We start from the raw sequence: 22872 nt of genomic DNA on the forward strand, positions 1-22872 counted from the left end.
TCAGCCGGCCGCGCCGGCCTTGCGATGGTGGTGGATCACCTCGTCGATGATGAAGCGCAGGAATTTCTCGGAAAAGTCGGGATCGAGATTGGCGCTCTTGGCCAGCGTCCGCAGCCGCTCAATCTGTACCTGCTCACGGCCGGGATCGGCCGGGGGTAGGCCGGTCTTCGCCTTGTGCTCGCCCACCGCCTTGGTGATCTTGAAGCGCTCGGCGAGCATGAAGATCAGGGCGGCATCGATATTGTCGATGCTTTCGCGATAGCGGTTCAACGTCTCGTCGGCCATGTGGCGCCACGCCCCCAATTCATGCTGTTCGCCGCCTATCGAGTATAGCCTATCGCTTTGGCAAGGGCGAGTTTCGTCCGGCCCCTTAAAAGCCTCGGCTGGAGCCGAAACAGGTGGCCTCCGGGCTTGCCTTTCACGCGCGCGGGCGCCATGGGCAAGCCCATGACCGCGACCGTTACCCCGATCCGCCGCGCCGCCGCTCCATCACTGGAGCCGATGATGGCGCTCGTGGCGAACGACATGAACGCCGTCAACGCCGTCATCCTCGAACGGATGCAATCCGATGTGCCGCTGATTCCCGAGCTGGCGGGCCATCTGATTGCCGGCGGTGGCAAGCGAATGCGCCCCATGCTGACGCTCGCCTGCGCGCGCCTGCTCGACTATGCCGGGCAGCGTCACTTCAAGCTCGCGGCGACGGTCGAGTTCATCCACACCGCGACGCTGCTCCACGACGATGTGGTCGACCAGTCGGGCCTGCGCCGTGGCCGCCGCACGGCGAACATGATCTGGGGCAACGCCGCCTCGGTGCTGGTCGGCGATTTCCTGTTCAGCCGCTCGTTCGAGCTGATGGTCGAAGACGGGTCGCTGCGCGTCCTGCGCATCCTGTCGAACGCCTCGGCGGTGATCGCTGAGGGCGAGGTCAACCAGCTGACCGCGCAGCGCCGGATCGAGACGAGCGAGGAGCGCTATCTCGAGATCATCACCGCCAAGACGGCGGTGCTGTTCGCTGCCGCCTGCAAGATCGCCGCGGTCGTCGCCGAACGCGAACCGGCGGTGGAAGACGCGCTCGACCAATATGGTCGCTATCTCGGCATCGCCTTTCAGCTGGTCGACGACATCATCGATTATGAATCGGACGGCGCGACGATGGGCAAGGACGCGGGCGACGACTTCCGCGACGGCAAGGTGACGTTGCCCGTCATCCTCGCTTATGCCCGCGCCGAAGGTGCCGATCGCGACTTCCTGCGGGAGGCCATCGAGGGCCTGCGCAACGAGGACGAGGATCTGGTCCGCGCGACGGCACTGCTCCGCCAGACCGGGGCGCTGGCCGACACCGCCGCCCGCGCGCGCCATTATGCACAGCGCGCGATCGACGCGCTCGCCAGCTTCCCCAACGGCATGGCCAAGGCTGCGCTGGTCGAAGCCGCCCAGTTCGCGGTGGCGCGCGCCTACTGACTCTTATCCACCCCTCCCTTTCAAGGGAGGGGCCGGGGGTGGGTCGCGAGCGAAGCGAGCGTCCCCGGTCGACCGACAGACGCCGCCAAGGGCATCGAGCCCCCTGCCGCCGCACCCACCCCATCCCCTCCCTTGAAAGGGAGGGGTTTGTCGGTTCAGAGCTGCGAATGTGCTGATCGACGTTGACGTTCTGGCACTGTTTGCCGCCCTAAGCGGTGGCTCCAATGAAGCCGCGCAGTTCGCAGGCGCCCGCGCTTGCTGACCCGCGCTTCACCCCTCCCTTTCAAGGGAGGGGCCGGGGGTGGGTCGCGAGCGAAGCGAGCGTCCCCGGTCGACCGACAGACGCCGCCAAGGGGCATCGAGCCCCTTGCCGTCGCACCCACCCCATCCCCTCCCTTGAAAGAGAGGGGCTTATAGGTCCAAAGCCGGTTCGATGTTGCCGATCGAAGCCGTTCTCCCGGATCTGCTCGCCGCCTTGCGCGAAGGGCCCAATGCCGTGCTGGTGGCGCCGCCGGGTGCCGGCAAGACGACCGCCGTCGCGCCGGCCCTGCTCGGCGAAGGCTGGTGCGACGGCCGTATCCTGCTCCTGTCCCCGCGCCGCCTCGCCGCGCGTGCGGCAGCCGAGCGGATGGCCGAGCTGGCGGGCGAGCCGGTCGGGCGCACCATCGGCTATGCGACCCGGCTCGACAGCCGTCAGTCGGCGGACACGCGCATCCTCGTCGTGACCGAAGGGATTTTCGTCAACCGCATCCAGGCCGATCCCGAACTGGCGGGCGTGTCGGCGGTATTGTTCGACGAGGTGCACGAGCGCAGCCTCGACAGTGATTTCGGGCTGGCGCTGGCGCTCGACGCGCAATCCGCGCTGCGCCCCGACCTGCGGCTGGTGGCGATGTCGGCGACGCTGGATGGCGCGCGTTTCTCGACGCTGATGGATGGTGCGCCGCTGGTCGAGAGCGCGGGGCGCGGTCATCCGATCGAGATCCGCCATCTGCCCCGCTCGGCTGAGCGGCGCATCGAGGACGACATGGCCGCCGCGATCCGCCGGGCGCTGGTGGAGGAGCGGGAGGGGAGCCTGCTCGCCTTCCTGCCCGGCGTTGCCGAGATCGAGCGGACTGCCGAGCGCCTGACCGGCCTGCCGGATGATGTCGCGCTCCACCGCCTCCACGGTTCGCTCGATCCGGCCGAACAGCGCGCCGCGATCGCGCCGTCGCCCAAGGGCACGCGCAAGCTGGTGCTCGCCACGTCGATCGCGGAGACCAGCATCACGATCGACGGACTGCGCATCGTCGTCGATTCGGGACTCGCCCGACGCCCGCGCTATGACCGGGCGGCGGGCATGACCCGGCTCGTTACCGAGCGGGCGAGCCAGGCTGCGGCGACGCAGCGTGCTGGACGCGCGGGCCGGCAGATGCCCGGCGTCGTCTATCGCCTGTGGGAACAGGCGGCGACGGCGGGCCTCCCGCCCTATGATCCGCCCGAAATCCTCGAGACCGACCTGTCGTCGCTGACGCTCGACTGCGCGCTGTGGGGGGTGAGCGATCCCGCCAGCCTGCGCTGGCTCGATCCGCCGCCCGAGGCCGCCGTGGCCGAAGCCCGCCAGCGGCTGGCCGGGCTCGACGCGATCGACGCGGACGGACGCCCGACCGCGCATGGCAAGGCGATCGCCGCGCTGCCGCTGCCTCCGCGTCTCGGCCATATGCTGATCCGCGCTGCGGAAGGTGGCTTTGCCGGCACGGCGGCGGAGATTGCGGTCCTGCTGTCCGAACGCGGTCTCGGCGGGCAGGATGCCGATCTCGATCTGCGCCTGCGCCGCTGGCGAAATGAGCGGGGGCGTCGGGCGGACGGAGCGCGCCAGCTCGCGGCGCGCTGGGCGCGGCTCGTGGGGCAAGGGCAGGAGCGCGACGATGCGATGGTCGCCGCCTGTGTGGCGTTGGCCTATCCAGACCGGATCGCGCGGCGCCGGTCAGTCTCGGGCGAGGACTGGATATCGAGCGGCGGGCGGGGCTTCCGGCTCGACGCGACGTCCAGCCTGGCGCGGAGCGAATGGCTGGCGGTGGCGGAGATCCAGGGTGCGGCTTCGGGGGCACGCATCCTGTCGGCCGTGCCGATCGAGGCGGCAGACGTCGAACGTCTGTTCTCCGACCATATCGAACTGCGCCGTACCGCCCGTTTCGACGCGGCCACCGGTGCGGTGGAGGCACGGCGCGAGCGGCGGCTTGGGGCGATCGTGCTGTCTGCCGGACGCGACGAGAGCGCGTCGCCCGCGATGATCGCTGCCGCCCTGCTCGACGCCGTCCGCACGCGCGGGCTCGATCTGCTCGACTGGAGTGACGCCGCTCAGGCCCTGCGCGGGCGAGCGGCTTTCGCAGCGGCTCAAGGCGGCGACTTGCCCGACCTGTCCGACGCTATGCTGATGCTGACGCTCGACGACTGGTTTCCGCCGCTGGTCGAGGGGCGCCGCCGCCTGTCCGACATAGCGCCCGGCGAACTGATCAACGCGCTTCATGGCCTGCTCGGCTGGGAAGGCAAGCAGACGCTCGACCGGCTGGCACCCGAACATCTGCAATCGCCGGCCGGCAGCCGCCATCCAATCGACTATGCCGCCGAGGGCGGGCCGGCGGTCGAGGTGCGGCCGCAGGCGCTGTTTGGGCTGTCGGCGCATCCCATGGTCGGGGGCGGGCGGGTGCCGCTGACGCTGCGCCTCACCTCGCCGGCGGGTCGGCCGATCCAGACGACCAAGGATCTGCCGGGCTTCTGGTCGGGCAGCTGGTCGGCGGTGGCAAAGGAGATGCGCGGCCGTTACCCGCGCCACCCCTGGCCCGACGACCCGGCTGCCGCCGATCCCACGCTGCGGACGAAGAAGGCTGCGCAGCGTTCTTGACGCGGGTCGGCCCGGTGCGGCAAGGGGGCGGAGAGTTTCAAATCCTTCGGGACGATCATATGGCGCACGCGCGTATCTATCAGCAGATCAAGAATGCGATGCAGTCGGGCCGCGCCCGCACGGGCAGCTGGGTGCTGGAGCATGAGCCCACCGAAGCGAAGCGCGCCGATCCGCTGACCGGCTGGGCCGGCTCGGGCGACACGCGCGGCCAGATCCGCCTGACCTTCCCGACGCTCGAAGCGGCCAAGGCCTATGCCGAGCGCGAAGGGCTGACCGCCCATGTCGTCGCGGGGCCCGAGCGCAAGCTGAAGCTCCAGGCCTATGCCGACAATTTCGTCGTGGGTCCGATCAACATCTGACGGTACGGGTGGCGCCTGCCTTCAGGCCGCGTCGCCCAATATGTCGCCGGCCAGCAGTAACAGCAGCCGGACGTCGATCATCTTGCCCAGCCGGCGCTGTTCGGCAATGAAGGCGGGCACTTCGGCCAGCGGCACGCGGTGCACGGTGATGTTCTCGCCCTCGACCCCGCCACCCTCATGGACGCGCTCGAGCCCGGTGGCACGAACGAGTGAGAAGGTCTCGGTGACCATGCCGGGCGACGAGGAAAATTCGCCGATCGTCTCGATCCGCGCCGCGCGGTAGCCGGTCTCTTCCTCTAACTCGCGCGCGGCGGCCTCTTCGTCCGGCTCACCCTCGTCGGTATCGCCGATCAGCCCGGCAGGCAGCTCGATGCAGTTGCGCTTCAACGGCACCCGATATTGTTCGACGAGGAGGACGTGGCCTTCATCGATCGCCAGGATCACAGCGGCGCGGACGCCGCGCGTGCGGCTGACATATTCCCACGTCCCCTCGCGGCGGACGGTGATGTACTTGCCCTGCCACATCGTCTCGACCGGCTTCACGTCGTCGTTCACAGGCAGATCATCCGGTTGGGAATTTCGTCGGGGTCGTTGCCGCTGCGCGGGAAATGCTGCTCCAGCACGTCGCCGATCGCGGTGACGGCGGCGGCCATGCCCTCGCCGGGGCGACCGTCCTTCAGATGATCGACCAGCACGGCCATCGCAGCGCCCCAGGCATCGGGCGAGACCTTGGCCACGATCGCCTCATCGGCGACGATCTCGGCGCGGTGCTCCTTGAGCGACAGGTAGATCAGTACACCGGTGCGGCTGCGCGTCCTGCGCTCGGTCGACGCCTTGAACAGCGCGACGGCGCGCGCACGCACCCGGCGCGTCTTGGTCGCCGCAGGGGTCAGCGCCATGCGCAGCGGCCACCAGGCGACGATATAGCGGGTCGCGAGAAACTTGATCGCGGTGGCGAAGACCAGGGTCGTCAGCCACTCGCGCATCGTCCAGACGTGCCAGCCGCCGGTCAGCCGGTCGAGCAGGCCGATATAGAGATCTGGCAGCGCCGCATAGACCGACAGCGCGAGCAGTGCGACGAGCGCCGCCCAGATCAGCGGCACGTCATTATAGCTGTCCGACCGCTCGCTGACGATCGTCGCGATCTCGCCGTCGGTCCGCGCCTCGGCTGCCGTCACCGCCTGGGTGACGCGGTCGATATCTTCGGCGCTGATGGTCCTGATCTCCGCCATCACCAGCTCCCCGACGAACCGCCGCCACCGAACGACCCGCCGCCGCCCGAAAAGCCGCCGCCGCCGCCGCCACCCCAGCCGCCGCCACCGCCCCAATGATCGTCATTGCCGCCCCAGCCGGGGCCCCAGATGACGATAGGGCCGCTGCCACCCCGGCCATAGCGCCGGCCGCCCGAAAAGCGGCTGGCGATGCTCGATCCGGCTATGAACAGGATGACGATGACCCAGAAGATCAAAGCGATCGGGATGCCGCCGCTTTTGCCCTTCTGTCCCCCGGCGACCATCTTCTGCGCGCGGGCTTCGGCCTGGTCGGGGGGCAATTGCAGCAGCGGGATCAGCGCATCCGCACCGGCCATGATGCCGCCGGCCATGTCGCCGTCGCGGAAGCGGGGAAGGATCTGGCGCGAGATGACCACGCTCGACAGCGCGTCGGTGACGATTCCTTCGAGGCCATAGCCGACCTCGATCCGCACCTTGCGTTCATTGGGGGCGACCAGCAGCAGCAGGCCGTCATTGGCTTTCTTGTCGCCGATCCCCCAGGCCCGGCCGAGGCGATAGCCATAATCCTCGATCGGATAATCCTCGAGGCTGGCGACCGTTGCGACCACCATCTGGTGCCCGCTCTGTTGTTCCAGCTGGGCGAGCTTGGCCTCCAGCGCGGTCGCCTGTTCGGGCGACAGCAGTTGCGCCTGGTCGACGACCCGCCCGGTCAGCGGCGGGAAGGTCTGCGCCATAGCCGGCCATGCCGCGACCAGCGCGAGCAACAGCGCGACGAGCGCGGCTACGACCTTCCATCGGCGGGCGGGCGGGGCGGCGAGCGCCGTCACCGCCGCCTCAGAACTGGACCGTGGGGGCCTTGTCGGCGCCGGCGCTGGCCTCGAACGGCTGCATCGGCTGCGCACCATGGAACACCTTGGCGCCGATCGCGGTCGGGAAGGTGCGGATCAGCGTGTTATAGGCGCGCACCGACTCATTATAGTCGCGGCGCGCAACCGCGATGCGGTTTTCGGTGCCCTCGATCTGGCTCTGCAGCGCCAGGAACTGGTCGCTCGACTTCAGATCGGGATAGTTTTCCGACACCGCCAGAAGCCGGCCAAGCGACCCGCTCAGCTGGTTCTGCGCGTCGGCGAAGGCCTTGACCTTGGCCGGGTCCTGCAGGTCGGCGCCCGACAGCTGGATGCCGGTCGCCCGTGCGCGTGCATTGGTGACGTCGGTCAGCACGGTCTTCTCCTGCGCCGCATAGCCCTTCACCGTCGCGACGAGGTTCGGGATCAGGTCGGAGCGGCGCTGATATTGCGTCTGCACGTCGGCCCACTTCGCCTTCGCTTCTTCCTGCGCCGTGGGCACGCTGTTAATGCCGCAGCCTGAAACCGCGATGGCGGCGACGGGGGCGAGCAGGGCAGCGGAGAAGCGGCGATCGAGGCTCATGCGGGAATCCCTGTAGAACGGACTGTATTATTGCGACAGGTAGGCCTGTCCCGCCAAAGGTCAATGGCCGGCTTGACCTTTATGGCGCAGGCGCGATGATCGGATCGCACCAATTTCATCGGCTAGCCAAAGGGGACGCGAGCGATGCTCAGTGAATTCAAGGCCTTCATCAACCGGGGCAATGTGGTCGATCTGGCCGTTGCCGTCATTATCGGCGCCGCCTTCGGCAAGATCGTGTCGTCGTTGACAGACGACCTCATCATGCCCGTCATCGGCTTCCTTACCGGCGGGCTCGATTTCTCCAGCCATTTCGTGCGGCTCGGCGCGATCCCGGCCGACTTCAAGGGCTCGGTGACCAGCTATGCCGACCTCAAGAGCGCGGGCGTTCCGCTGATCGGCTTCGGTCAGTTCGCCACGGTGGCGGTCAATTTCCTGATCGTCGCCTTCGTCATGTTCCTGCTCGTCCGCCAGGTCCGCAAGCTCGAGAAGGTCGAGGAAAAGAAGCCCGAGGCACCGGCCGCGACGCCGGAGGACGTCGTCCTGCTGCGCGAAATCCTCGCCGAGCTGAAGAAGAAGGATTGAGCCCGTCGCGCCGACGCTTTTTGCCGTCGGCGCGCTTTGCCCTTCAAATCCGCTGCTCGCTCTCCTATATCGTCCCTGCCGGGTTCGCCCGGCTATGGTGATAAATGATGTCGTGGAATAGATGCAGCGGACCCGGGGGCGGTACCCGGCGGCTCCACCACGAAACCCGCTTCGGCGAGTTTCATGACGGGGCCGAACTAGGATCGACGTGTGTTCAAAGACGATGTTTTTGCCCGGCCTGAATGCGCCGTAAAACCGTTCAAAATGACAAGTGCCAACGATAACGAGGCGCTCGCGATTGCCGCGTAACTGAATCCTAACGGATAAGGTTACGACGCATTAGCGCGGTTCGGTCCGCACCGGGCAACAGAAGCGGAATCCAGCGGCCCCGGGGGGGCCGGGCAACAGAACCCCCCGACCTTTCTCTCTCTCCTTTCGTCGCAGACAGCGGGGCCGACTGTATTTGTCGACTCATACAGTCTTGCGTCGTGCGCGGCCGACCTTAGTGTCCGGCCCATAACCCGCTCTGGGAGAGATTTTTCATGGATAGACGTCAATTCATCGGCTCGTCGGGCCTGGCTCTGTTCGCGGGCATGTTGCCGCGCCTGGCCGAGGCCGCCGCGACCGGCGGCACCGCAGACAAGGCGCTCCTCACCCTCGTCGACGGCATCTTCGAACGCGACATCGACGAGAGCCCCGAAACGGCGACCAGCCTGGGCCTCGACAAGGGCAAGCGTGCGGCCGCGCGGTCGCAGCTCGACAGCTACACCAAGGAAAGCCAGGCGCGTATGCTGGCAGCCGACAAGGCCTCGCTCGCCGCGCTCAAGGCGATCGACCGCGCACAGCTGTCGCCGAGCGGCCAGCTCAACCATGACGTCGTCGCCTATATGCTCGAAAAGCGCGTCGATGGCGCGTCGCGCTATCCCTATGGGTACACGGTCGGCTATTATGTTCCTTACGCGATCAGCCAACTGAGCGGCCCTTATGCCTCGGTGCCCGATTTCCTCGATTCCCAGCATGTGATCGAGAGCAAGGGCGATGCCGATGCCTATATCCAGCGGCTTCGCGCCTTTGCCCGGGTGCTCGACGAAAGCACCCGCTTCCAGCAGGAAGACGTCCGCTACGGCGCCTTCGCGCCCGACTTCTGCCTTGATCTCGCGCTCGGCCAGTTGAAGGCGCTGCGCGACCAGCCGGCTGCCAACACGGTACTCGTGGAGTCTATTGCCCGGCGGACCAAGGAAAAGGCCATCCCCGGCGATTGGCAGGCGATGGCCGAGAAGATCGTCACCGCGGAGATATTCCCTGCGCTAGACCGGCAGATCGCGCTGGTCGCCGGCCTGCGCAAGGCGGCAGTTCACGATGCCGGCTGCTGGCGCCTGCCCAATGGCGACCAATTCTATGCCGACGCGCTCGCCAATGCGACGACGACGACGCTGAGCCCCGAGGAGGTCCACCGCATGGGCCTCGAACAGGTCGCCCAGATCAGCGCCGAGATCGACACCATCCTCAAGGGGCAGGGGATGGGCCAGGGCAGCGTCGGCGAGCGGCTGACCGCGCTGAACAAGGATCCGCGCCAGCTGTTCGACAATGACGATGCGGGCCGTGCCAAGCTGATCGACTATATTAACGGTGTCGTGAAGGGCATTAACGCGCGTCTGCCTGAGGCCTTCGCTACCCTGCCCAAGGCTGCGCTGGAGGTGAAGCGGGTTCCGCCTTTCATCCAGGACGGCGCGCCCAACGGCTATTACAACTCGGCCGCGCTCGATGGCTCGCGCGGGGCCATCTATTACATCAACCTCAAGGATACCGGCGACTGGCCGCGTTACACGCTGCCGAGCCTGACCTATCATGAAGGCACGCCGGGTCATCACCTGCAGTTGAGCCTGGCACAGGAGGCCAAGGACCTGCCGATGCTGCGCAAGGATGCCCCCTTCGGCGCCTATGTCGAAGGCTGGGCACTTTACGCCGAGCAGCTGGCGGACGAGATGGGCGTCTATGCCGACGATCCGCTCGGCCGCGTCGGCTTCCTCCAGAGCTTTCTGTTCCGGGCCGTGCGCCTCGCGACCGACACCGGTATCCACTACAAGCGGTGGAGCCGCGAAAAGGCGACCGACTATATGGTCGAGGCAAGCGGCTTCGCCCGCCCGCGGACCCAGCGCGAGATCGACCGCTACTGCGTCTGGCCCGGCCAGGCGTGCAGCTACAAGGTCGGCCATATGAGCTGGGTGCGCGCGCGCGAAAAGGCGAAGGCGATCCAGGGCGCGAAGTTCGATCTGCGCCAGTTCCACCAGGTGTTGCTCGAAGGCGCCCTGCCGCTGACCATCCTGGAAAGCGTGGTCGAGCAGCGCGCCCGCGTCTGATCGAGCCTGTGGCAGCGGTTCGGAGGCTTTTCCGGCCTCCGAACCGCCCAGCCGTGATCTGCCCGCGTCCGGCCGCCCGATCGCGCTCGACAGTGCGCCGCGCCGCATATTAAGGACGATCGGTATCGCGTTCCGCTGACCAGTCCAGCCGCGTCGAGGTAGTTTGGGAGTAAGTGCGGGTGGCACGATGAAGGCAGCGGTAATTCTGCTCGATCGGACGGCGGTTTTGTTTCTGGGCGTGGCGGCGGGGGCGGCGATCGGCTATGCCTTCGGTGTCAAGGACGCGCCCGAGGCAAGCTATGTCGCGCCCACCGAAATCGCTGCGGCCGATGCCGATGTGGCGCCTCCGCCGCCCGTCGGTGACGAAGGTCCGGTGCCGGCCAAGCGCGCCACCGGAACGCCGCTTCCCGAACAGCCGGTCACGGCCGAGACCCGGGCGATCCAGCCGGGTATCGTCAACGCGATTGCGGCGGGCCGTCCCGTGCGTGTCGGCGTGTTCGGCGACAGTTTCGGTGACGGCATCTGGACCGCGCTCTACAACCAGCTGAGCCGCAAGTCCGGCTATCAGGTCGTCAAGTTCAGCCAGCAGGCGACCGGCTTCACCCGCTACAGGACGCTGAACCTCGAAACCCACGATCGCGCTCGGCTCGCGCAGGCGCCGGTCGACGTCGCGGTGATCTCCTTCGGCGCCAACGACATGATGGGCGTCGCCGATGGTGGCCATGTCTACGCGCTGCTGACCCCGAAATGGCAGGCCGCCATCGCGCGCCGCGTCACATCCTATGTCGCCATGCTGCGTGAGCAGGGGGCGATCGTCTACTGGGTCGGCCTCCCCAAGATGCGCGAGGCGGCCTATGACGCCGACGTCGTTCGGATGAACGCCTTTTATCGCGATCTGATGGGCCGTCTGGGCGTTCCGTTCATCGAGACCGCTCCCTACAGTGTCGATTCCGGCGGCCGCTATTCGGCCTATCTGCCGGATCCCGCTACCGGGAAACCCGTGCTGATGCGTGCCAACGACGGCATCCATATGTCCTATGCTGGCTATGTGCGTATCACCAAAGGCCTTGCCGGCCGCATCCGCAGCTATGTCGATCAGGCGCGTGCGCGTGCTGGCGGCACCGCACCGCCGCCCCCGGTGGTGGCGCCTCCGCCGGAAGCGCTCGCTCCGCCGCCCGCGAAGGCCGCGCCGAGGCCACCCCGTCTCGACGATCCGCTTGCAGACGAGCCGGCGACACCCGCAAGAACCGGTGCGCCTGCAGCCGAGCCGAAAGCAGATGGCGAGGCGCGTCCCAAGCCAGAGGGCAAGAGCGAGCAGAAGGCCGACAAGCCAAAGACTCCGGTTGCCAATCCACCGGCCAAGGGCGCTCCGACCGATCTGCTGCCTGCCGATATTGGTGCCGCGCTCGAGGAACAGAGCAGGAGCCGCCAATGATCGGCCTCCTGGCTATGGCCGCTGCCACTGCTGCAACACCCTCGGTCACCGCCGACTGCGCGGGCGGACTGTGCGGCTATTCGGCGCTGCGGCCCTATTTCGACAAGCTCGCAGGCGCGCGCGGCGGAGGCAAGCCGGTTCATATTCTCCAGATTGGGGATAGCCACACCGCCGGCGATGCGATCACCGGCGCCTGGCGCGATGCGCTGCAGGCGCGCTATGGCAGCGCCGGTCGTGGCGTGATGCCACCGGGCAAGCCCTTTCAGGGCTATAACCCGCGCGGGGTGAGTGTCGAGATGTCGCCGGGCTGGACGATCTCCTCGATCTTCGGCCCTGGCGCCCGTGATCCGCGCGGGGCGCTTGGTTTGTCAGGGTTCAGTATCACTTCCAATGCCTCAGGCGCGCGTATCGGGCTGACTGCCTCGGCGAACCAGATGTTCGACCGCTTCGTTATCTGCGCGATCGCTGAGCCGGGGGCAGGGGCGCTCGTCATCAACGTCGCGGGGCAGTCCGAGCGGTTCGAATTGGGTGCGCTGATCGCCCGGCCCGAATGTCGCGAGATGGAGTTCGATCAGGCGCAGGGCGCTGTGTCGGTCGTGACCGAGGGCGGCCCGGTGACGATCACCAGCTGGGCGACCTTCCGCGATCGGGGCGGCGTGGCGCTTTCCAATGTCGGCGTGGTCGGTTCGCAGCTCGTCCATTTCAGCCGCAACGACGATTCGGTCGTCGCGGAGGAACTGCGCAGCTACAAGCCCGATCTGATCGTTATCGCCTTCGGTACCAATGAGGGCTTCGCCCCGCGCGTCAATCCGCAGGAATATGAGATCACCCTGCGTACGCAGATCGGCCGCATCCGCCGTCTCGCGGGCCGCGTGCCGATCCTGCTTCTGGGGGCGCCCGACGCCTTGACCAGGCGGACGGAGTTGCTGAGCAACGCACCGACGGCAACCCCCGTCCCCTGCATCGAGCCGGTCACCCTGCCTCCCGCCGGCCCCGTCACGCCCCCGCCCGAGCAACCCTCGGACAGCGACGACATCAGCGACGTGCTCGACGCCCTGGGGCAGCGTAGCGCTCCGTCGCAGCCGCGCCCTGTGCCGGCCGCAGCCGAGGCGCCTCGCACCGGCTGGGCGATCACCGCCAAGCCGCTCTTCCCGCCAGCCGGCCTGAAGGCGGTGCGCGAGGTTCAGCGCAAGGTTGCGCAGCAGCTGCGCCTCGCCTTCTGGGATTGGGAAGCGCGCATGGGCGGCCGCTGCACGGCGGTCAGCTGGGTCAAGCTCCAGCCGACCCGGATGCGCGGCGATTATGTCCATTTCAACAGCGCGGGCGGGCAGGACATAGCCAACCGGCTTCAGACGGACCTCGATCTCGCGGCCGGCGCCGCCTCGCGCTGGTGATCGCCTAGATGCTGTTTCCGACCCTCGACTTCGGTCTGTTCTTCCTGCTCGTCTTCGTCCTGGTGTGGGCGGTGTCGCGCAGCAATGAATGGCGCAAACTGCTGCTGCTGCTGGCCAGCTGGGTGTTCTACGGTGCCTGGGACTGGCGCTTCGTGGCCCTGCTGATCGCCTCGGCCATCATCAACTGGGGCGGGGCGCGGCTGATCTATGCGGCGCAAACCAGAGGCACGCAGAAGACGCTGGTGACGATCGGCGTGATCGCCAATCTCGGCATTCTCGGCTTCTTCAAATATTATGACTTCTTCCTCGAACAACTCGGCGTGCTGCTGGCGGGCTGGGGCATGGCGCGCGATCTGCCGCTGCTGCAGATCGTGCTGCCGGTGGGCGTGTCCTTCTTCACCTTCCAGGGCATGTCCTATCTGATCGACGTCTATCGCGGGCGCCTGCGCGCGGCATCGTTGCTCGACATTACGCTGCTGATGTCCTTCTTCCCGCATCTGGTTGCGGGGCCGATCGTGCGCGGCGCGGATCTGCTGCCACAGTTCGAAAAGACCCCCCGACTCAACCGCGACATGGTCGCGATGGCGATGCTGCTGATCGTATGGGGTCTGTTCAAGAAGGCGGTCGTCGCCTCCGAACTGTCGGTCAATCTGGTCGATCCGGTGTTCTTCGACCCCTCGGCCCATTCGAGCCTCGACCTGCTGCTCGCCGCTTATGGCTATGCGGTGCAGATCTATTGCGATTTTTCCGCCTATAGCGACATGGCGATCGGCATCGCCGCGCTGTTCGGCTATCGCTTCCCGCGCAACTTCAATCAGCCCTATCGCGCCAGCTCGCTCCAGGATTTCTGGCGTCGCTGGCATATCAGCCTGTCGAGTTGGCTGCGCGACTATCTGTACATTGGCCTCGGCGGCAACAAGGGCGGGCTCGCCATGCAGTGCCGCAACATCATGCTGACGATGCTGCTGGGCGGCTTCTGGCACGGCGCGAAGTGGACCTTCCTGATCTGGGGCGGCCTCCATGGCGGCGTCCAGGTGATCGAGACCTGCTGGCGCAAGGCGGGCCTGCCCGGCCTGCCCAAGCTGCTTGCGATCGTGGTGACCTTTCACATCGTCACGTTCGGCTGGATCTTCTTCCGCGCCGACACATTCGACGGGGCGATCGCCTTCCTCGGCGGTCTGGGGCGCGGGGACTGGAGCAACGGCATGACGACGCCGCTGCTTGCAACGCTCATCCTGCTCGGCATGGCCTTCCACTTCACCCCGCCCGGTCTCGCCCAATCGATCGCGCTGCGCCTGCGCCGCCTGCCGGCCCCTCTGCTCGGCCTGCTGGTGGCGGTGGCGATCATCCTGGTCGATGCGATGCGCTACGAAGGGGTCGCCCCCTTCATCTATTACCAGTTCTGACGGAGACGAGGCGATGGCGCGCGAGTTGAAGGACCATGAGTTGGCCTCCCCGGTCGACCTGCCCGGGACCCCGATCGAGGGCGATCACCCGGTCCTCTGGACCGGTACGATCATCGCCGTCGCCGCCCTGATCCTGCTGTTCGCCAACGCCGGCACCTTGTCTGCATGGGTCGATGAAAAGCCGGTGACCGAGTTGCAGTTGCAGGCATCCGAAGCGGCTGGCGCGTGGAAGGACAGGATGGACAAGCTGGGCCTGACCGCGCCGCGCGATGCGCTGCACAGGGTCTGGAAGGATGCGCAGGCGACGCGGTTCGGAGACGAGGCGCCGGAGGCGACGCGATAGGGGCAGGGCGCCTTACACTCATAGTTCGGTGCTTCCCCTCCACCGTCCTGCGGACGGTCCCCCTCCCCGTGCCGGGGAGGAACTCGGGGGTAACAGGTGGCAAAGTTCCTCCCCGGCACGGGGAGGGGGACCACGCAAAGCGTGGTGGAGGGGAAGGCGCGGCCCCAAATCTCGTTTCAGTAGTCCCGAAGCAGCGACGTCACCCCACCAGCGGCACGACGAGCGCCTCGAGCGCCGACGCAGCGTCCTTCGGCGCCAGCCGGACCTGAAGCCCGCGCTGGCCGCCGTTTACGTAGACCAGCGCATGGTCCATTGCGGCCGCCTCTATCGCGGTGGGAACGGCCTTGCGCTGGCCGAAGGGGCTGATCCCGCCGACATGATAGCCGGTCAGCCGTTCGGCATCGGCGGGCTTCATCATCTGCGCCGACTTGCCACCAAAGGCCGCCGCCGTGCGCTTCATCGACAGTTCGCGGTTGGAGGGGATGACGGCGCAGGCGGGCTTGCCGTCGACCACGATCATCAGGGTCTTGAGCACGCGCGCCGGATTCTCGCCCAATGCCTCGGCCGCCTGCAGCCCTACGCGCTCGGCACCAGGATCATAGCTATAGCTGTGGACTTCATGGGCGATGCCGGCCTTGGTCAGGGCCTGGGTGGCGCGGGTGGTGCGGGACATGCGCGCTCTATTCCCGATCGCGGTTCCAAAGCAAAGGGCCCGACGTTTCCGCCGGGCCCCCGCATCCTCTCCGATCTCGGTCGGTTTACCGATAGAAAATGTGATCGCCCACCATCGACAGGCGCTCGCGCGTGCGGAAGAAGCGGTTGGGCGAGCTGCTCGCCGCGTGATAGAAGACGGCACCGGGGACGACCTGGTCGCCATGACCGGCCATCGCCTGGCGCGAAACCTCGACCGCCATCGCCCAGCGCTCGCTGTCGCGGCGCGGATTGTAGGAGGCGGTGCGGAAGAACTGGCCCGGCTGGTTCACGACCTCGCAGACGGTGTCGCCAAAGCGATCCTGTCCGACCCGGTTCATGATGACCTGCGCGACGGCGAGCTGGCCGCTGCGCGGCTGGTTGGCGGCTTCGTGCATGACGACCTTGGCCATGCATTCGAGCTCGCGATCGATCTTGCCGCTGTTGGCGGCTTCCTTGAACAGCACCCGGTCGATGCCGTCGTCGATGACGGCGTCGTCATCGATAATCTGGGGGGAAACTTCGTAGGCAAGCGTCGGTGAAGACGCAGGAATGGCCGCAAAGCCCATAGCGCCAGTAGCCGCTGCGACAATCATCGCGGCGATCATCAGCGGATGTTGAGCCAGTTTGGCGGGCATTCATTACTCCATGCAATGCGCAAAAGAGCCGACCCGCCCCGAACTCGAAACATGGGGCGAGCTGCTTTTTCACGTCTTGTCGGCAGGGAGGCTGTTTCGGCTGTCTGCCCCCGCAGAGCCCCCGCGACCAATTTCGATCGGGGCCATGGGGCTGAGCGGGTTAATGAGTCAATAAACGCACGATGAATCGTTTTGCCGCCAAGACGACCCGTGGAACCCAACATATGGTGTTTTTGTGCGCCTGCTAACGCAAGAAGCCATATCTTTGCCATGAAGCTGTTGTCTTGGCGTAATAATTCCGCAGCAGCGATCTCCGAGGCTCTCCGATTCTGGCGCTGTCCTGCGGAACGCGCGATAGGGGGACGTGTGGCGGTCTTTCGGGTGGAGCGAATCGATGCAGGATGATGTGGCGGATCGGGAAAGGCCTGCTCAGGCTGCCGACGCCACGGCCCCCGTCGAGGTGCTGCGCGATGCCTTGCGCGACTCGATGGCGATCCAGGCGGAGATGGCTTATCGCCGTGATCGGCTGCTCGCTTGGCTGGCGCTGACAGCAGGCGCGGGGATCATCCTCGCCATCCCGTTCGCCTTGCGGTCGGGATCCGAATTCTTCCTGCCGGTGACGATCGCGCTGGTGATCGCGGTGGCGATGGTGCCGTTGCTCGAATGGCTGGAACGGCGGGGGCTGCCGTCGCCGCTGGCGGCGCTGCTGTGCGTGATCCTGTTTCTCGGCCTCGCCAATGCCGCGATCGCCTCGGTGATCGTGCCCGCAACCGAATGGTTCGCGCGGCTGCCGTCGCGCATCCAGCTTATCCGGCGGAATCTGTCGCCGCTGATCGACATTTATTCCTCGTTCGAGCGCTTCGTCGACGAGACCATGGGTGCGCTGCTGCGCAATTCGGCGGCGAGGGGCCGGACGGTCACGGTTCAGGAGCCGAACTCGCTGTTCGACTATGTTGCAACGTCGGCGCCGCATGCCCTGGTCCAGCTCGTCTTCGCCACCCTCGTCGTCTATTTCTTCCTGTCGAGCTGGACGCGGATGCGTCGGCGGACGATCACAAGCCGGGGCAGCTTCTCCAGCGCGATGACCACGGCGCGCGTGATCCAGGAGATGGTCGACCGCACCTCGGCCTATCTGGCGACGATCACGGCGGTGAACATCGGCATGGGCGTACTCGTCTCGGTCATGCTGTGGTTCGCGGAGATGCCCAGCCCGGTGATGTGGGGCGGTCTCGTCGCGATTCTCAACTACATTCCCTATTTCGGCCCGATCGTTGCGGCAGGCCTGCTCGCAGTGGGCGGGCTGATGACCTTTGGCGACCTCGGCTATGCGCTGGTACCCGCGTCGCTGTTCGTCGCGGTCCATCTGGTCGAGGCCAATGTGCTGACACCGATGCTGGTGGGACGTCGTTTGACGATCAACCCGCTGCTGATTCTCGTCGCGCTCAGTTTCTGGAGCTGGGTGTGGGGTACCGCGGGCGCGCTGCTCGCGGTCCCGCTGCTGATCATCCTGAAGACGGTGCTCGACGCCGCAGGCTGGCCCGACATCGCCGGTTTCCTGTTCGCGGAAGGCACTTTCACCAACGGCCATCAGGACGAGGACGCGTCTCTTCCAAAAGAGTTGGGAAAATGATGCGCGATGCTGTTGACAGGGCTGCGACCCTCCACTAGGTGCCGCCTCCACCGACACAGTTCGCGGGTGTAGCTCAGTTGGTTAGAGCGCCGGCCTGTCACGCCGGAGGTCGCGGGTTCGAGCCCCGTCACTCGCGCCACCTTTTCAATAACTTAGATCGAAGTTCGAAAAGGTGGCGCTCGATCGCGGTTGCTGGATAAGCACGCGGTAAGCACCGGAATTGGAAACGCTATCGGCGGATTTTCGTCTGCAATTCGAGCATGGTAGGCTCGTACAATGGAGTGGTTTTCCTCTGCGCCTCGGTGATGGTTTAGTGTCGGTCAGTCGCCGTCCTGCACCGGCCATACGAAGACCCCTTCGCGGTCTATGCCGTCCATGATTTCATCCGAGCCGGCGCCGATGCGCGGACCATCCCCCCGATTTATTTCGATGGTGCCAGCGGCTCGCCAAGCGCCGGCAGGAAGATCCGGGTTCTGCTCGGCGGCGAGGGCTACTCGGCTGCCGGTTTGTTCGGTGAATTTGTATAGTTTCATAACGCCTCCGTGTTTCTTGTCAGCAAGTGGGGACCGGCGGCCCAAATGTGAAGCTGCGAATTATTCTTTTGCCTACCGAGCGCCGGTTGATTTTTGACACGTCAAAAAGAAAGCGGGTTTACCGACGGTCCAGATGGCAGACAGGATGTATGCGCCGAATGCCGGTGCTTTTCGTAGTAGTGTGGCGCTCGATATACCTTTGGTTGTCGCAACCTCGATATGTTGTCAACAACATCCACGACAACATCCACGACAACATCCACGACAACATCCACGACAACATCTCGACAACATCTCGACAACCGGAAAAAGCTGCGCGGTCCTGCTGAGTGAGCGCTTTAATTAAATGCGCTGGCCGCCCTCAGATGATTTTCCAAAACGGCTTTAACGCCGCGACCGATTGTGGAAGACCCTGCCGGAGGAGGGTGTCGAGATATTCCTCGCCCGTGAAGGTCGGATTTTTCAACCGCGTGCGGCAGGCGTTGGCGCTGGCGACTACCTTGGCCTGATCCAGGCCGAATTGATTATGAATGAAGTCGTCGGGGTGCTGGACCTCGATCCCGTATGGCGACAAGGCGGAATCCGGAAAATCCTTCTTGTTGAAGGTAACGATGGCGTCCGCGTTGATCTTGATGGCAGCCGCCATAATGTGGCGGTCGTCCGGGTCGGGGAGCGTCAACGCGGGAATTAATGCGTCGTAATCTCGGACAAGAGCGTCGAGAACCGCCGCGTCCATCCGCGCGGCTGTCGTGCGCAGCTTCGCCTCGTCAAGGTCATCCCTGTTCGCGAGGAGGTTTCGAATCCATTCGTCATGGATGCGTTCGGTCCATTTCGCCCGGAAGAGCCCCGACGCGGCCAGCTCGATCAATATATCCCGTAGCGGCGCGGGATATAGAACGCAGGCGTCGTAGATGACTGTGTACGGTATTTTTCAATAGCCCATATCTAGGGCTTGGGCCTCGTCGGCGAGCTTCTGCATCGTCCGTTGGCGCTCCGCCTCGTTTTGCTTCTTGAAGGCGTCCAGATCATAGAAGCGGACGCGTCGATGCGTTCCCACCTTGTGGTAGGGAATTCTCTTCGCCTCCAGCAGCGACACGAGGAAGGGCCGCGAAACGCCTAAGAAATCTGCCGCATCTTGAGTGGTAAGCTCGGCATGGGTTGGGATCAGGGTAAGTGCATTACCCTGCGCCATTTCCGTCAAGACGTGAACCAGAAAAGGCGTCACCGATTTGGGAAGCTGAAGCTCTCTATCGCCGAGTCGAACGATGAGGCCATTGGGGCTGGCGGCGGCCAGGGCACGACTCGCCGTGGCGGCCAGTTCCGCATCATCCTCCGTGGGGATGATTTCGGGCCGAACCCTGATTTCGCTCATAATTGTGCCTCCGCATGGCGGTATGATTCATTCACGCACTAAACGCAATAAACGAAACGAGGTTGCTACGAGCTGAATCGAAACATAGCCTTTGCCGGCGCAGCGGCTCTTGATCGGGCGGGAGAGCAACTGAGCCCGTATCAGCTTCGAAAATCCGGCGACAGGATGGTAAGATGCAACTGGATCAGTCGAGAATCGAAAGGCTTGCGGAAAGCTATTTTGAGCATCTGTGGATTATCATCCGTGACGATGATCGCGGGGCCAATCTGAGGGACTTTCTCGATCCGTGGTGGTCGTTCTCCAAGGGCTATCCGTTCGTTGGGGGCAAGCATCCGCACTATTCCCAGCGGACGATGAACAACCCGTGTGCGTGCGGCCACGAGCACAAGGAAAGGCTGCGCCGGTTGGACTGGATTTCGGATGGCGCCGCCGCTGCCAAAGCGCGGAAGGTGTGCAAGAATGGGATGAAGGACGGAAAAAACGATCTTCGAAGTCCCGCTGATCGCCTCATCGTCGACCATTCGGTTCCGTTAGCGAAAATCTATCAGGGGATCTTCGTTGATCACTTGGATTGGGAAAAGGAAGACCTTCGAAAATTTCTCGGCCACCATATGAAGCGAGCGCTCCTCACATCGGAAGAGGATCGTGTGCTCGACCAAACGCGCGACGGTCAATCGTTGAAATCGGAGATGCCGAGAGATTGGAAGTGGTGGGGTGACCCGTTCGCTCGCTATCACGCACGAGGGATTGCCGGAGGCACCCCATAAGAAAATCACCGCTTCGAAACGACCGCCAGTGGGATGTATATACCAGGTGGGTTCTGTTCGCCGTGTTCCACACCCTGAACAATTTAGAATATCACTCGGCTTTCAACATGCGGTGTTGAAATCACTCAGAGCGATAACTGCCGCGATCCTTCGCCTCGGACGTGATGGCAGCGATTTGCGCGGGGGTTTTGAGTGTCATGGCTGTCGTCCCAACGGTGCTCCCCTTAACGGCGTAAAGAAGGCCCCATTGCCAATGCTATTCAGTGGACGGTGCGGCCTCCGCCGGTTCAAGGAGCTTGTGGGGCGCGACGCCCAATGCATTGGCTAAACGGCCTAGCGCGCGGACGCTCGGATTACGCTGGCCGCGCTCCAGATCGGACAGGTAATACCAACGTGCATTGATCAGTACCCATGGGCCCATTGTCGCAATCCGAGCGACATGATCCGCCAGGGCTGATCGACAAGCTTGTTCCAGGCGAAGCAGCAGTGGTCGACGATGTCGTCGTAGGATTTGAAGATCCGGTTCGACAGCCAGTTGTCGCGCATGAACTGCCAGACGTTCTCGACCGGGTTGAGTTCGGGGCATCTCGGCGGGAGCGGCATCAGGGTGATGTTGGGCGGAACGACCAGTTCGGTGGAGCCGTGCCATCCGGCCTGATCGAGAAGCAACACGGCGTGTGCACCTGGCGCGACGTGGAAGGCGATTTCCTCAAGATGCATGGTCATCGCCTCACTGTTGCAGCGAGGCATGACAATGCCGGCGGCCTTGCCTTCAGCGGGGCAGATCGCCCCAAAGATCCAGGCCGAGGACCGGCGCTGATCCTTCGGTGCTGAAGGACGGGTGCCGCGCTTCGCCCAGCGCCGGGTGAGCTTGGTCTGCTGGCCGACCCGTGCCTCGTCCTGCCACCACAACTCTACCGCCGTTCCCTTTGGGAGCCGCCGGGTGATTTGCGCCAGACGGGAAGCGAAGCTTTTTTAAAATCGGCAATGTCGTCGGGCTGCTGGCCATGGTGGCGCGGGCGCGCCGACAGCTTGCGGTAACCCAACGCCCGAAGCTCACGCCCGAGGGTATGGCGTGTGATTGAGAGTTGGAACTCGTCCCATATCCACTGGGCCAGATCGGCAAGCCGCCAGCGCACCACACCATGCGCCGCCGGGATCGGGCCGGTCTCGACGATCTCGGCAAGCCGGGCACGCTGTTCGTCGTTCAGAATGGAGGCCCGCCCCGGCGCCTTGCGCGTGAACAGGCCATCAGGGCCGCCCTCGTTGAACCGCAGAACCCAGTCGCGCACGATCTGCAGCGTCACCCCGGCAACCTTCGCCGCTTCGCCGCGGCTCCCGCCGTCCAGGATCAGCGCAAGAGCCAACAGGCGTCGGACCTGATCAGGATCGCCACTTCGTCGCGCAAACCAACGCAAATCCGCCGATGTATAGTCAGATCGAACCCCAATCGCTGCCGCCATCGCTAGCCTCCATGTGCCTGCAACGTCGAATCAGATTTTCAGCAGCTTGGGAATCCCCTGCGTGAGTCAGCCTCAGCGCGCCTTGGTATAAGAGCGCTTCATGTCGCTGTCGAGTGCGAGCGCCTCTTGCGACAATCCTTTGGCTTGGCGCAGCTTTCTGACGTTCTTCGCGAGCAGATCGACGGCGTCCATTGCCCGATTTGACGCGAAATCGACACGATAATCTGTCCACCAATCGTGTCATTTTTGGCTTGCTCGACGCCTCCAAAAGGGAGATGCGAAACCCGGTTGGCGATTTTCTCGGCGCGGGGGGCTGAGAGGGTGCTTCGCCGATTATGGCCACGATCGCTCACCAGGGAGGGAACCATAGCTAACGCCGGAAACGCTTTTACTGACTCCTATGGGGCGGTGCTGATCAACACGCGGCGGGAGGTATTGCTGAGGCAGCCCGCCGGGCAGCTTGGCGGCTACGCGTGGACCTTCGCCAAGGGACGGCCTTGCGCCGCTGAGCGCCCCAACGAAACGGCACTTCACCATGTTTTGAAGGACACCGGCTGGCACGCCGAAATCCTCGCTGGCATCCCCGGTGTATTCGCCGGCGGCACATCGACGTCTCGCTTCTACCTCGCCGGTCGCGTCGGACGTCAGGGCGATCACGATCCCGAAACGGCAGCGCTCCGCTGGGTGAGCTTCGAAGCCGCCGCTGATTTGATCCGCGAAAGCCCGAACGAAATCGGTCGCCAACGCGATCTTGCTATCCTTACCGCTGCCGAACAGGTGGTGACATGCTTGAGGTGGTCGGATCGGCCAGCGGCATGTGAAGAGGATTGGCCGAACCTCCGCCCCCTCCCCGAGCGACAGGCCGAGATCGCCGTCGACCTTTGGTATGACGAGGATG

Annotated in this window: 24 protein-coding genes, 1 tRNA gene and 1 other RNA gene; 14 read left to right on the forward strand and 12 right to left on the reverse strand. The window is 65.0% G+C overall.

Annotation, left to right across the window (positions count from 1 at the left end; translation table 11 throughout):
- Nucleotides 1–285 (reverse strand): chorismate mutase, encoded by a 285-nt coding sequence (locus KAY22_RS01475; protein WP_165322884.1) that lies wholly within the window; start codon nt 283–285, stop codon nt 1–3.
- A gap of 162 nt (nt 286–447) precedes the next feature.
- Here KAY22_RS01475 and KAY22_RS01480 point away from each other — a divergent pair, with 162 nt between their 5' ends.
- From KAY22_RS01480 to KAY22_RS01490, 3 genes are all read left to right on the forward strand, one after another.
- Nucleotides 448–1461, forward strand: coding sequence for a polyprenyl synthetase family protein (locus tag KAY22_RS01480; protein WP_296619231.1), 1014 nt, complete (start codon nt 448–450; stop codon nt 1459–1461).
- 433 nt (nt 1462–1894) lie between these two features.
- Entirely contained in the window at nt 1895–4342 is a 2448-nt protein-coding gene (hrpB, locus tag KAY22_RS01485) for an ATP-dependent helicase HrpB (RefSeq protein ID WP_296619233.1), read from the forward strand.
- A 59-nt stretch (nt 4343–4401) separates the two neighbouring features.
- Nucleotides 4402–4701, forward strand: a complete 300-nt coding sequence (locus tag KAY22_RS01490; protein ID WP_296619235.1) for an ETC complex I subunit — start codon at nt 4402–4404, stop codon at nt 4699–4701.
- Nucleotides 4702–4722: 21 nt separating this feature from the next.
- Here the strand turns inward: KAY22_RS01490 and KAY22_RS01495 are convergent, their stop codons facing one another.
- From KAY22_RS01495 to KAY22_RS01510, 4 genes are all read right to left on the reverse strand, one after another.
- Complete coding sequence (locus KAY22_RS01495; protein ID WP_296619283.1) at nt 4723–5226, reverse strand: NUDIX hydrolase; 504 nt, start codon at nt 5224–5226, stop codon at nt 4723–4725.
- A gap of 26 nt (nt 5227–5252) precedes the next feature.
- The gene (locus tag KAY22_RS01500) at nt 5253–5933 is read right to left on the reverse strand and encodes a hypothetical protein (RefSeq protein WP_296619238.1); all 681 of its coding nucleotides are present in this window, start codon (nt 5931–5933) and stop codon (nt 5253–5255) included.
- A complete protein-coding gene (locus tag KAY22_RS01505; RefSeq protein WP_296619285.1) occupies nt 5933–6667 on the reverse strand; it encodes a TPM domain-containing protein in 735 nt (244 codons plus the stop codon). Before KAY22_RS01505 ends, KAY22_RS01500 begins: the two co-directional genes overlap by 1 nt.
- Nucleotides 6668–6767: 100 nt before the next feature.
- Nucleotides 6768–7361: a LemA family protein gene (locus KAY22_RS01510; RefSeq protein ID WP_296619242.1), complete on the reverse strand. Its 594-nt coding sequence runs from the start codon at nt 7359–7361 to the stop codon at nt 6768–6770.
- Nucleotides 7362–7505: 144 nt separating this feature from the next.
- On the opposite strand from KAY22_RS01510, the gene mscL reads away from it, so the two are divergent.
- The 7 genes from mscL (at nt 7506) to KAY22_RS01545 (ending at nt 14881) form a co-directional block, all read left to right on the forward strand.
- Nucleotides 7506–7943: a large conductance mechanosensitive channel protein MscL gene (gene mscL, locus KAY22_RS01515; RefSeq protein WP_296619244.1), complete on the forward strand. Its 438-nt coding sequence runs from the start codon at nt 7506–7508 to the stop codon at nt 7941–7943.
- A gap of 38 nt (nt 7944–7981) precedes the next feature.
- Nucleotides 7982–8325, forward strand: a transfer-messenger RNA (tmRNA) gene (gene ssrA / locus KAY22_RS01520).
- Between the two features lie 160 nt (nt 8326–8485).
- The gene (locus tag KAY22_RS01525) at nt 8486–10303 is read left to right on the forward strand and encodes a DUF885 family protein (protein WP_296619246.1); all 1818 of its coding nucleotides are present in this window, start codon (nt 8486–8488) and stop codon (nt 10301–10303) included.
- A gap of 187 nt (nt 10304–10490) precedes the next feature.
- Nucleotides 10491–11738 (forward strand): GDSL-type esterase/lipase family protein, encoded by a 1248-nt coding sequence (locus KAY22_RS01530; RefSeq protein WP_296619249.1) that lies wholly within the window; start codon nt 10491–10493, stop codon nt 11736–11738.
- Nucleotides 11735–13132: a GDSL-type esterase/lipase family protein gene (locus KAY22_RS01535; protein WP_296619251.1), complete on the forward strand. Its 1398-nt coding sequence runs from the start codon at nt 11735–11737 to the stop codon at nt 13130–13132. Before KAY22_RS01530 ends, KAY22_RS01535 begins: the two co-directional genes overlap by 4 nt.
- A gap of 8 nt (nt 13133–13140) precedes the next feature.
- Nucleotides 13141–14538, forward strand: coding sequence for an MBOAT family O-acyltransferase (locus tag KAY22_RS01540; protein ID WP_296619254.1), 1398 nt, complete (start codon nt 13141–13143; stop codon nt 14536–14538).
- 13 nt (nt 14539–14551) lie between these two features.
- Nucleotides 14552–14881 (forward strand): hypothetical protein, encoded by a 330-nt coding sequence (locus tag KAY22_RS01545; RefSeq protein WP_296619256.1) that lies wholly within the window; start codon nt 14552–14554, stop codon nt 14879–14881.
- A 199-nt stretch (nt 14882–15080) separates the two neighbouring features.
- Here KAY22_RS01545 and ybaK read toward each other — a convergent pair whose 3' ends face one another.
- Both ybaK and KAY22_RS01555 read right to left on the reverse strand, forming a co-directional pair.
- Nucleotides 15081–15554 (reverse strand): Cys-tRNA(Pro) deacylase, encoded by a 474-nt coding sequence (gene ybaK, locus KAY22_RS01550; RefSeq protein ID WP_296619258.1) that lies wholly within the window; start codon nt 15552–15554, stop codon nt 15081–15083.
- Nucleotides 15555–15639: 85 nt separating this feature from the next.
- The gene (locus KAY22_RS01555; RefSeq protein ID WP_296619261.1) at nt 15640–16209 is read right to left on the reverse strand and encodes a cell wall hydrolase; all 570 of its coding nucleotides are present in this window, start codon (nt 16207–16209) and stop codon (nt 15640–15642) included.
- 394 nt (nt 16210–16603) lie between these two features.
- On the opposite strand from KAY22_RS01555, the gene KAY22_RS01560 reads away from it, so the two are divergent.
- Both KAY22_RS01560 and KAY22_RS01565 read left to right on the forward strand, forming a co-directional pair.
- Nucleotides 16604–17839, forward strand: a complete 1236-nt coding sequence (locus tag KAY22_RS01560; protein ID WP_296619263.1) for an AI-2E family transporter — start codon at nt 16604–16606, stop codon at nt 17837–17839.
- 62 nt (nt 17840–17901) lie between these two features.
- A tRNA-Asp gene (locus KAY22_RS01565) sits at nt 17902–17978 on the forward strand.
- 181 nt (nt 17979–18159) lie between these two features.
- On the opposite strand, the gene KAY22_RS01570 is transcribed toward KAY22_RS01565, so the two are convergent.
- The 3 genes from KAY22_RS01570 to KAY22_RS01580 form a co-directional block, all read right to left on the reverse strand.
- Nucleotides 18160–18372, reverse strand: a complete 213-nt coding sequence (locus KAY22_RS01570) for a hypothetical protein (RefSeq protein WP_296619265.1) — start codon at nt 18370–18372, stop codon at nt 18160–18162.
- Between the two features lie 361 nt (nt 18373–18733).
- Nucleotides 18734–19300 (reverse strand): PIN domain-containing protein, encoded by a 567-nt coding sequence (locus KAY22_RS01575; protein ID WP_296619288.1) that lies wholly within the window; start codon nt 19298–19300, stop codon nt 18734–18736.
- Between the two features lie 3 nt (nt 19301–19303).
- Complete coding sequence (locus tag KAY22_RS01580) at nt 19304–19744, reverse strand: helix-turn-helix domain-containing protein (RefSeq protein ID WP_296619267.1); 441 nt, start codon at nt 19742–19744, stop codon at nt 19304–19306.
- Between the two features lie 173 nt (nt 19745–19917).
- Between KAY22_RS01580 and KAY22_RS01585 the strand changes: the two genes are divergently transcribed.
- Nucleotides 19918–20511, forward strand: coding sequence for a hypothetical protein (locus KAY22_RS01585; protein WP_296619268.1), 594 nt, complete (start codon nt 19918–19920; stop codon nt 20509–20511).
- A 256-nt stretch (nt 20512–20767) separates the two neighbouring features.
- Here KAY22_RS01585 and KAY22_RS01590 read toward each other — a convergent pair whose 3' ends face one another.
- Nucleotides 20768–20932: a helix-turn-helix transcriptional regulator gene (locus tag KAY22_RS01590; RefSeq protein ID WP_296619271.1), complete on the reverse strand. Its 165-nt coding sequence runs from the start codon at nt 20930–20932 to the stop codon at nt 20768–20770.
- Nucleotides 20914–21974 (reverse strand): IS630 family transposase gene (locus KAY22_RS01595; RefSeq protein WP_296619276.1). Its coding sequence is split into 2 segments (ribosomal slippage): nt 20914–21482 and nt 21482–21974, totalling 1062 coding nucleotides; the frame shifts between segments, so codons are not numbered across the junction. Before KAY22_RS01595 ends, KAY22_RS01590 begins: the two co-directional genes overlap by 19 nt.
- Nucleotides 21975–22382: 408 nt before the next feature.
- On the opposite strand from KAY22_RS01595, the gene KAY22_RS01600 reads away from it, so the two are divergent.
- The coding region (locus tag KAY22_RS01600) for an NUDIX domain-containing protein (protein WP_296619279.1) at nt 22383–22872 on the forward strand (490 nt) is incomplete at its 3' end.

Origin of the sequence: Rhizorhabdus sp. (assembly GCF_018006725.1) — a bacterium.
GTDB lineage: Bacteria > Pseudomonadota > Alphaproteobacteria > Sphingomonadales > Sphingomonadaceae > Rhizorhabdus.

Excerpts from the sequence above, each read along its gene's own strand:
- hrpB (WP_296619233.1), top strand. The coding sequence starts at position 1,895 with ATGTTGCCGATCGAAGCCGTTCTCCCGGATCTGCTCGCCGCCTTGCGC.
- KAY22_RS01500 (WP_296619238.1), bottom strand. The coding sequence starts at position 5,933 with ATGGCGGAGATCAGGACCATCAGCGCCGAAGATATCGACCGCGTCACC.
- mscL (WP_296619244.1), top strand. The coding sequence starts at position 7,506 with ATGCTCAGTGAATTCAAGGCCTTCATCAACCGGGGCAATGTGGTCGAT.
- KAY22_RS01495 (WP_296619283.1), bottom strand. The coding sequence starts at position 5,226 with ATGTGGCAGGGCAAGTACATCACCGTCCGCCGCGAGGGGACGTGGGAA.
- KAY22_RS01570 (WP_296619265.1), bottom strand. The coding sequence starts at position 18,372 with ATGAAACTATACAAATTCACCGAACAAACCGGCAGCCGAGTAGCCCTC.
- KAY22_RS01545 (WP_296619256.1), top strand. The coding sequence starts at position 14,552 with ATGGCGCGCGAGTTGAAGGACCATGAGTTGGCCTCCCCGGTCGACCTG.
- KAY22_RS01555 (WP_296619261.1), bottom strand. The coding sequence starts at position 16,209 with ATGCCCGCCAAACTGGCTCAACATCCGCTGATGATCGCCGCGATGATT.
- KAY22_RS01530 (WP_296619249.1), top strand. The coding sequence starts at position 10,491 with ATGAAGGCAGCGGTAATTCTGCTCGATCGGACGGCGGTTTTGTTTCTG.
- KAY22_RS01560 (WP_296619263.1), top strand. The coding sequence starts at position 16,604 with ATGCAGGATGATGTGGCGGATCGGGAAAGGCCTGCTCAGGCTGCCGAC.
- KAY22_RS01590 (WP_296619271.1), bottom strand. The coding sequence starts at position 20,932 with ATGGGCCCATGGGTACTGATCAATGCACGTTGGTATTACCTGTCCGAT.
- KAY22_RS01510 (WP_296619242.1), bottom strand. The coding sequence starts at position 7,361 with ATGAGCCTCGATCGCCGCTTCTCCGCTGCCCTGCTCGCCCCCGTCGCC.
- KAY22_RS01535 (WP_296619251.1), top strand. The coding sequence starts at position 11,735 with ATGATCGGCCTCCTGGCTATGGCCGCTGCCACTGCTGCAACACCCTCG.
- KAY22_RS01490 (WP_296619235.1), top strand. The coding sequence starts at position 4,402 with ATGGCGCACGCGCGTATCTATCAGCAGATCAAGAATGCGATGCAGTCG.
- KAY22_RS01580 (WP_296619267.1), bottom strand. The coding sequence starts at position 19,744 with ATGAGCGAAATCAGGGTTCGGCCCGAAATCATCCCCACGGAGGATGAT.
- KAY22_RS01475 (WP_165322884.1), bottom strand. The coding sequence starts at position 285 with ATGGCCGACGAGACGTTGAACCGCTATCGCGAAAGCATCGACAATATC.
- KAY22_RS01505 (WP_296619285.1), bottom strand. The coding sequence starts at position 6,667 with ATGGCGCAGACCTTCCCGCCGCTGACCGGGCGGGTCGTCGACCAGGCG.
- KAY22_RS01480 (WP_296619231.1), top strand. The coding sequence starts at position 448 with ATGACCGCGACCGTTACCCCGATCCGCCGCGCCGCCGCTCCATCACTG.
- KAY22_RS01525 (WP_296619246.1), top strand. The coding sequence starts at position 8,486 with ATGGATAGACGTCAATTCATCGGCTCGTCGGGCCTGGCTCTGTTCGCG.
- KAY22_RS01585 (WP_296619268.1), top strand. The coding sequence starts at position 19,918 with ATGCAACTGGATCAGTCGAGAATCGAAAGGCTTGCGGAAAGCTATTTT.
- KAY22_RS01540 (WP_296619254.1), top strand. The coding sequence starts at position 13,141 with ATGCTGTTTCCGACCCTCGACTTCGGTCTGTTCTTCCTGCTCGTCTTC.
- ybaK (WP_296619258.1), bottom strand. The coding sequence starts at position 15,554 with ATGTCCCGCACCACCCGCGCCACCCAGGCCCTGACCAAGGCCGGCATC.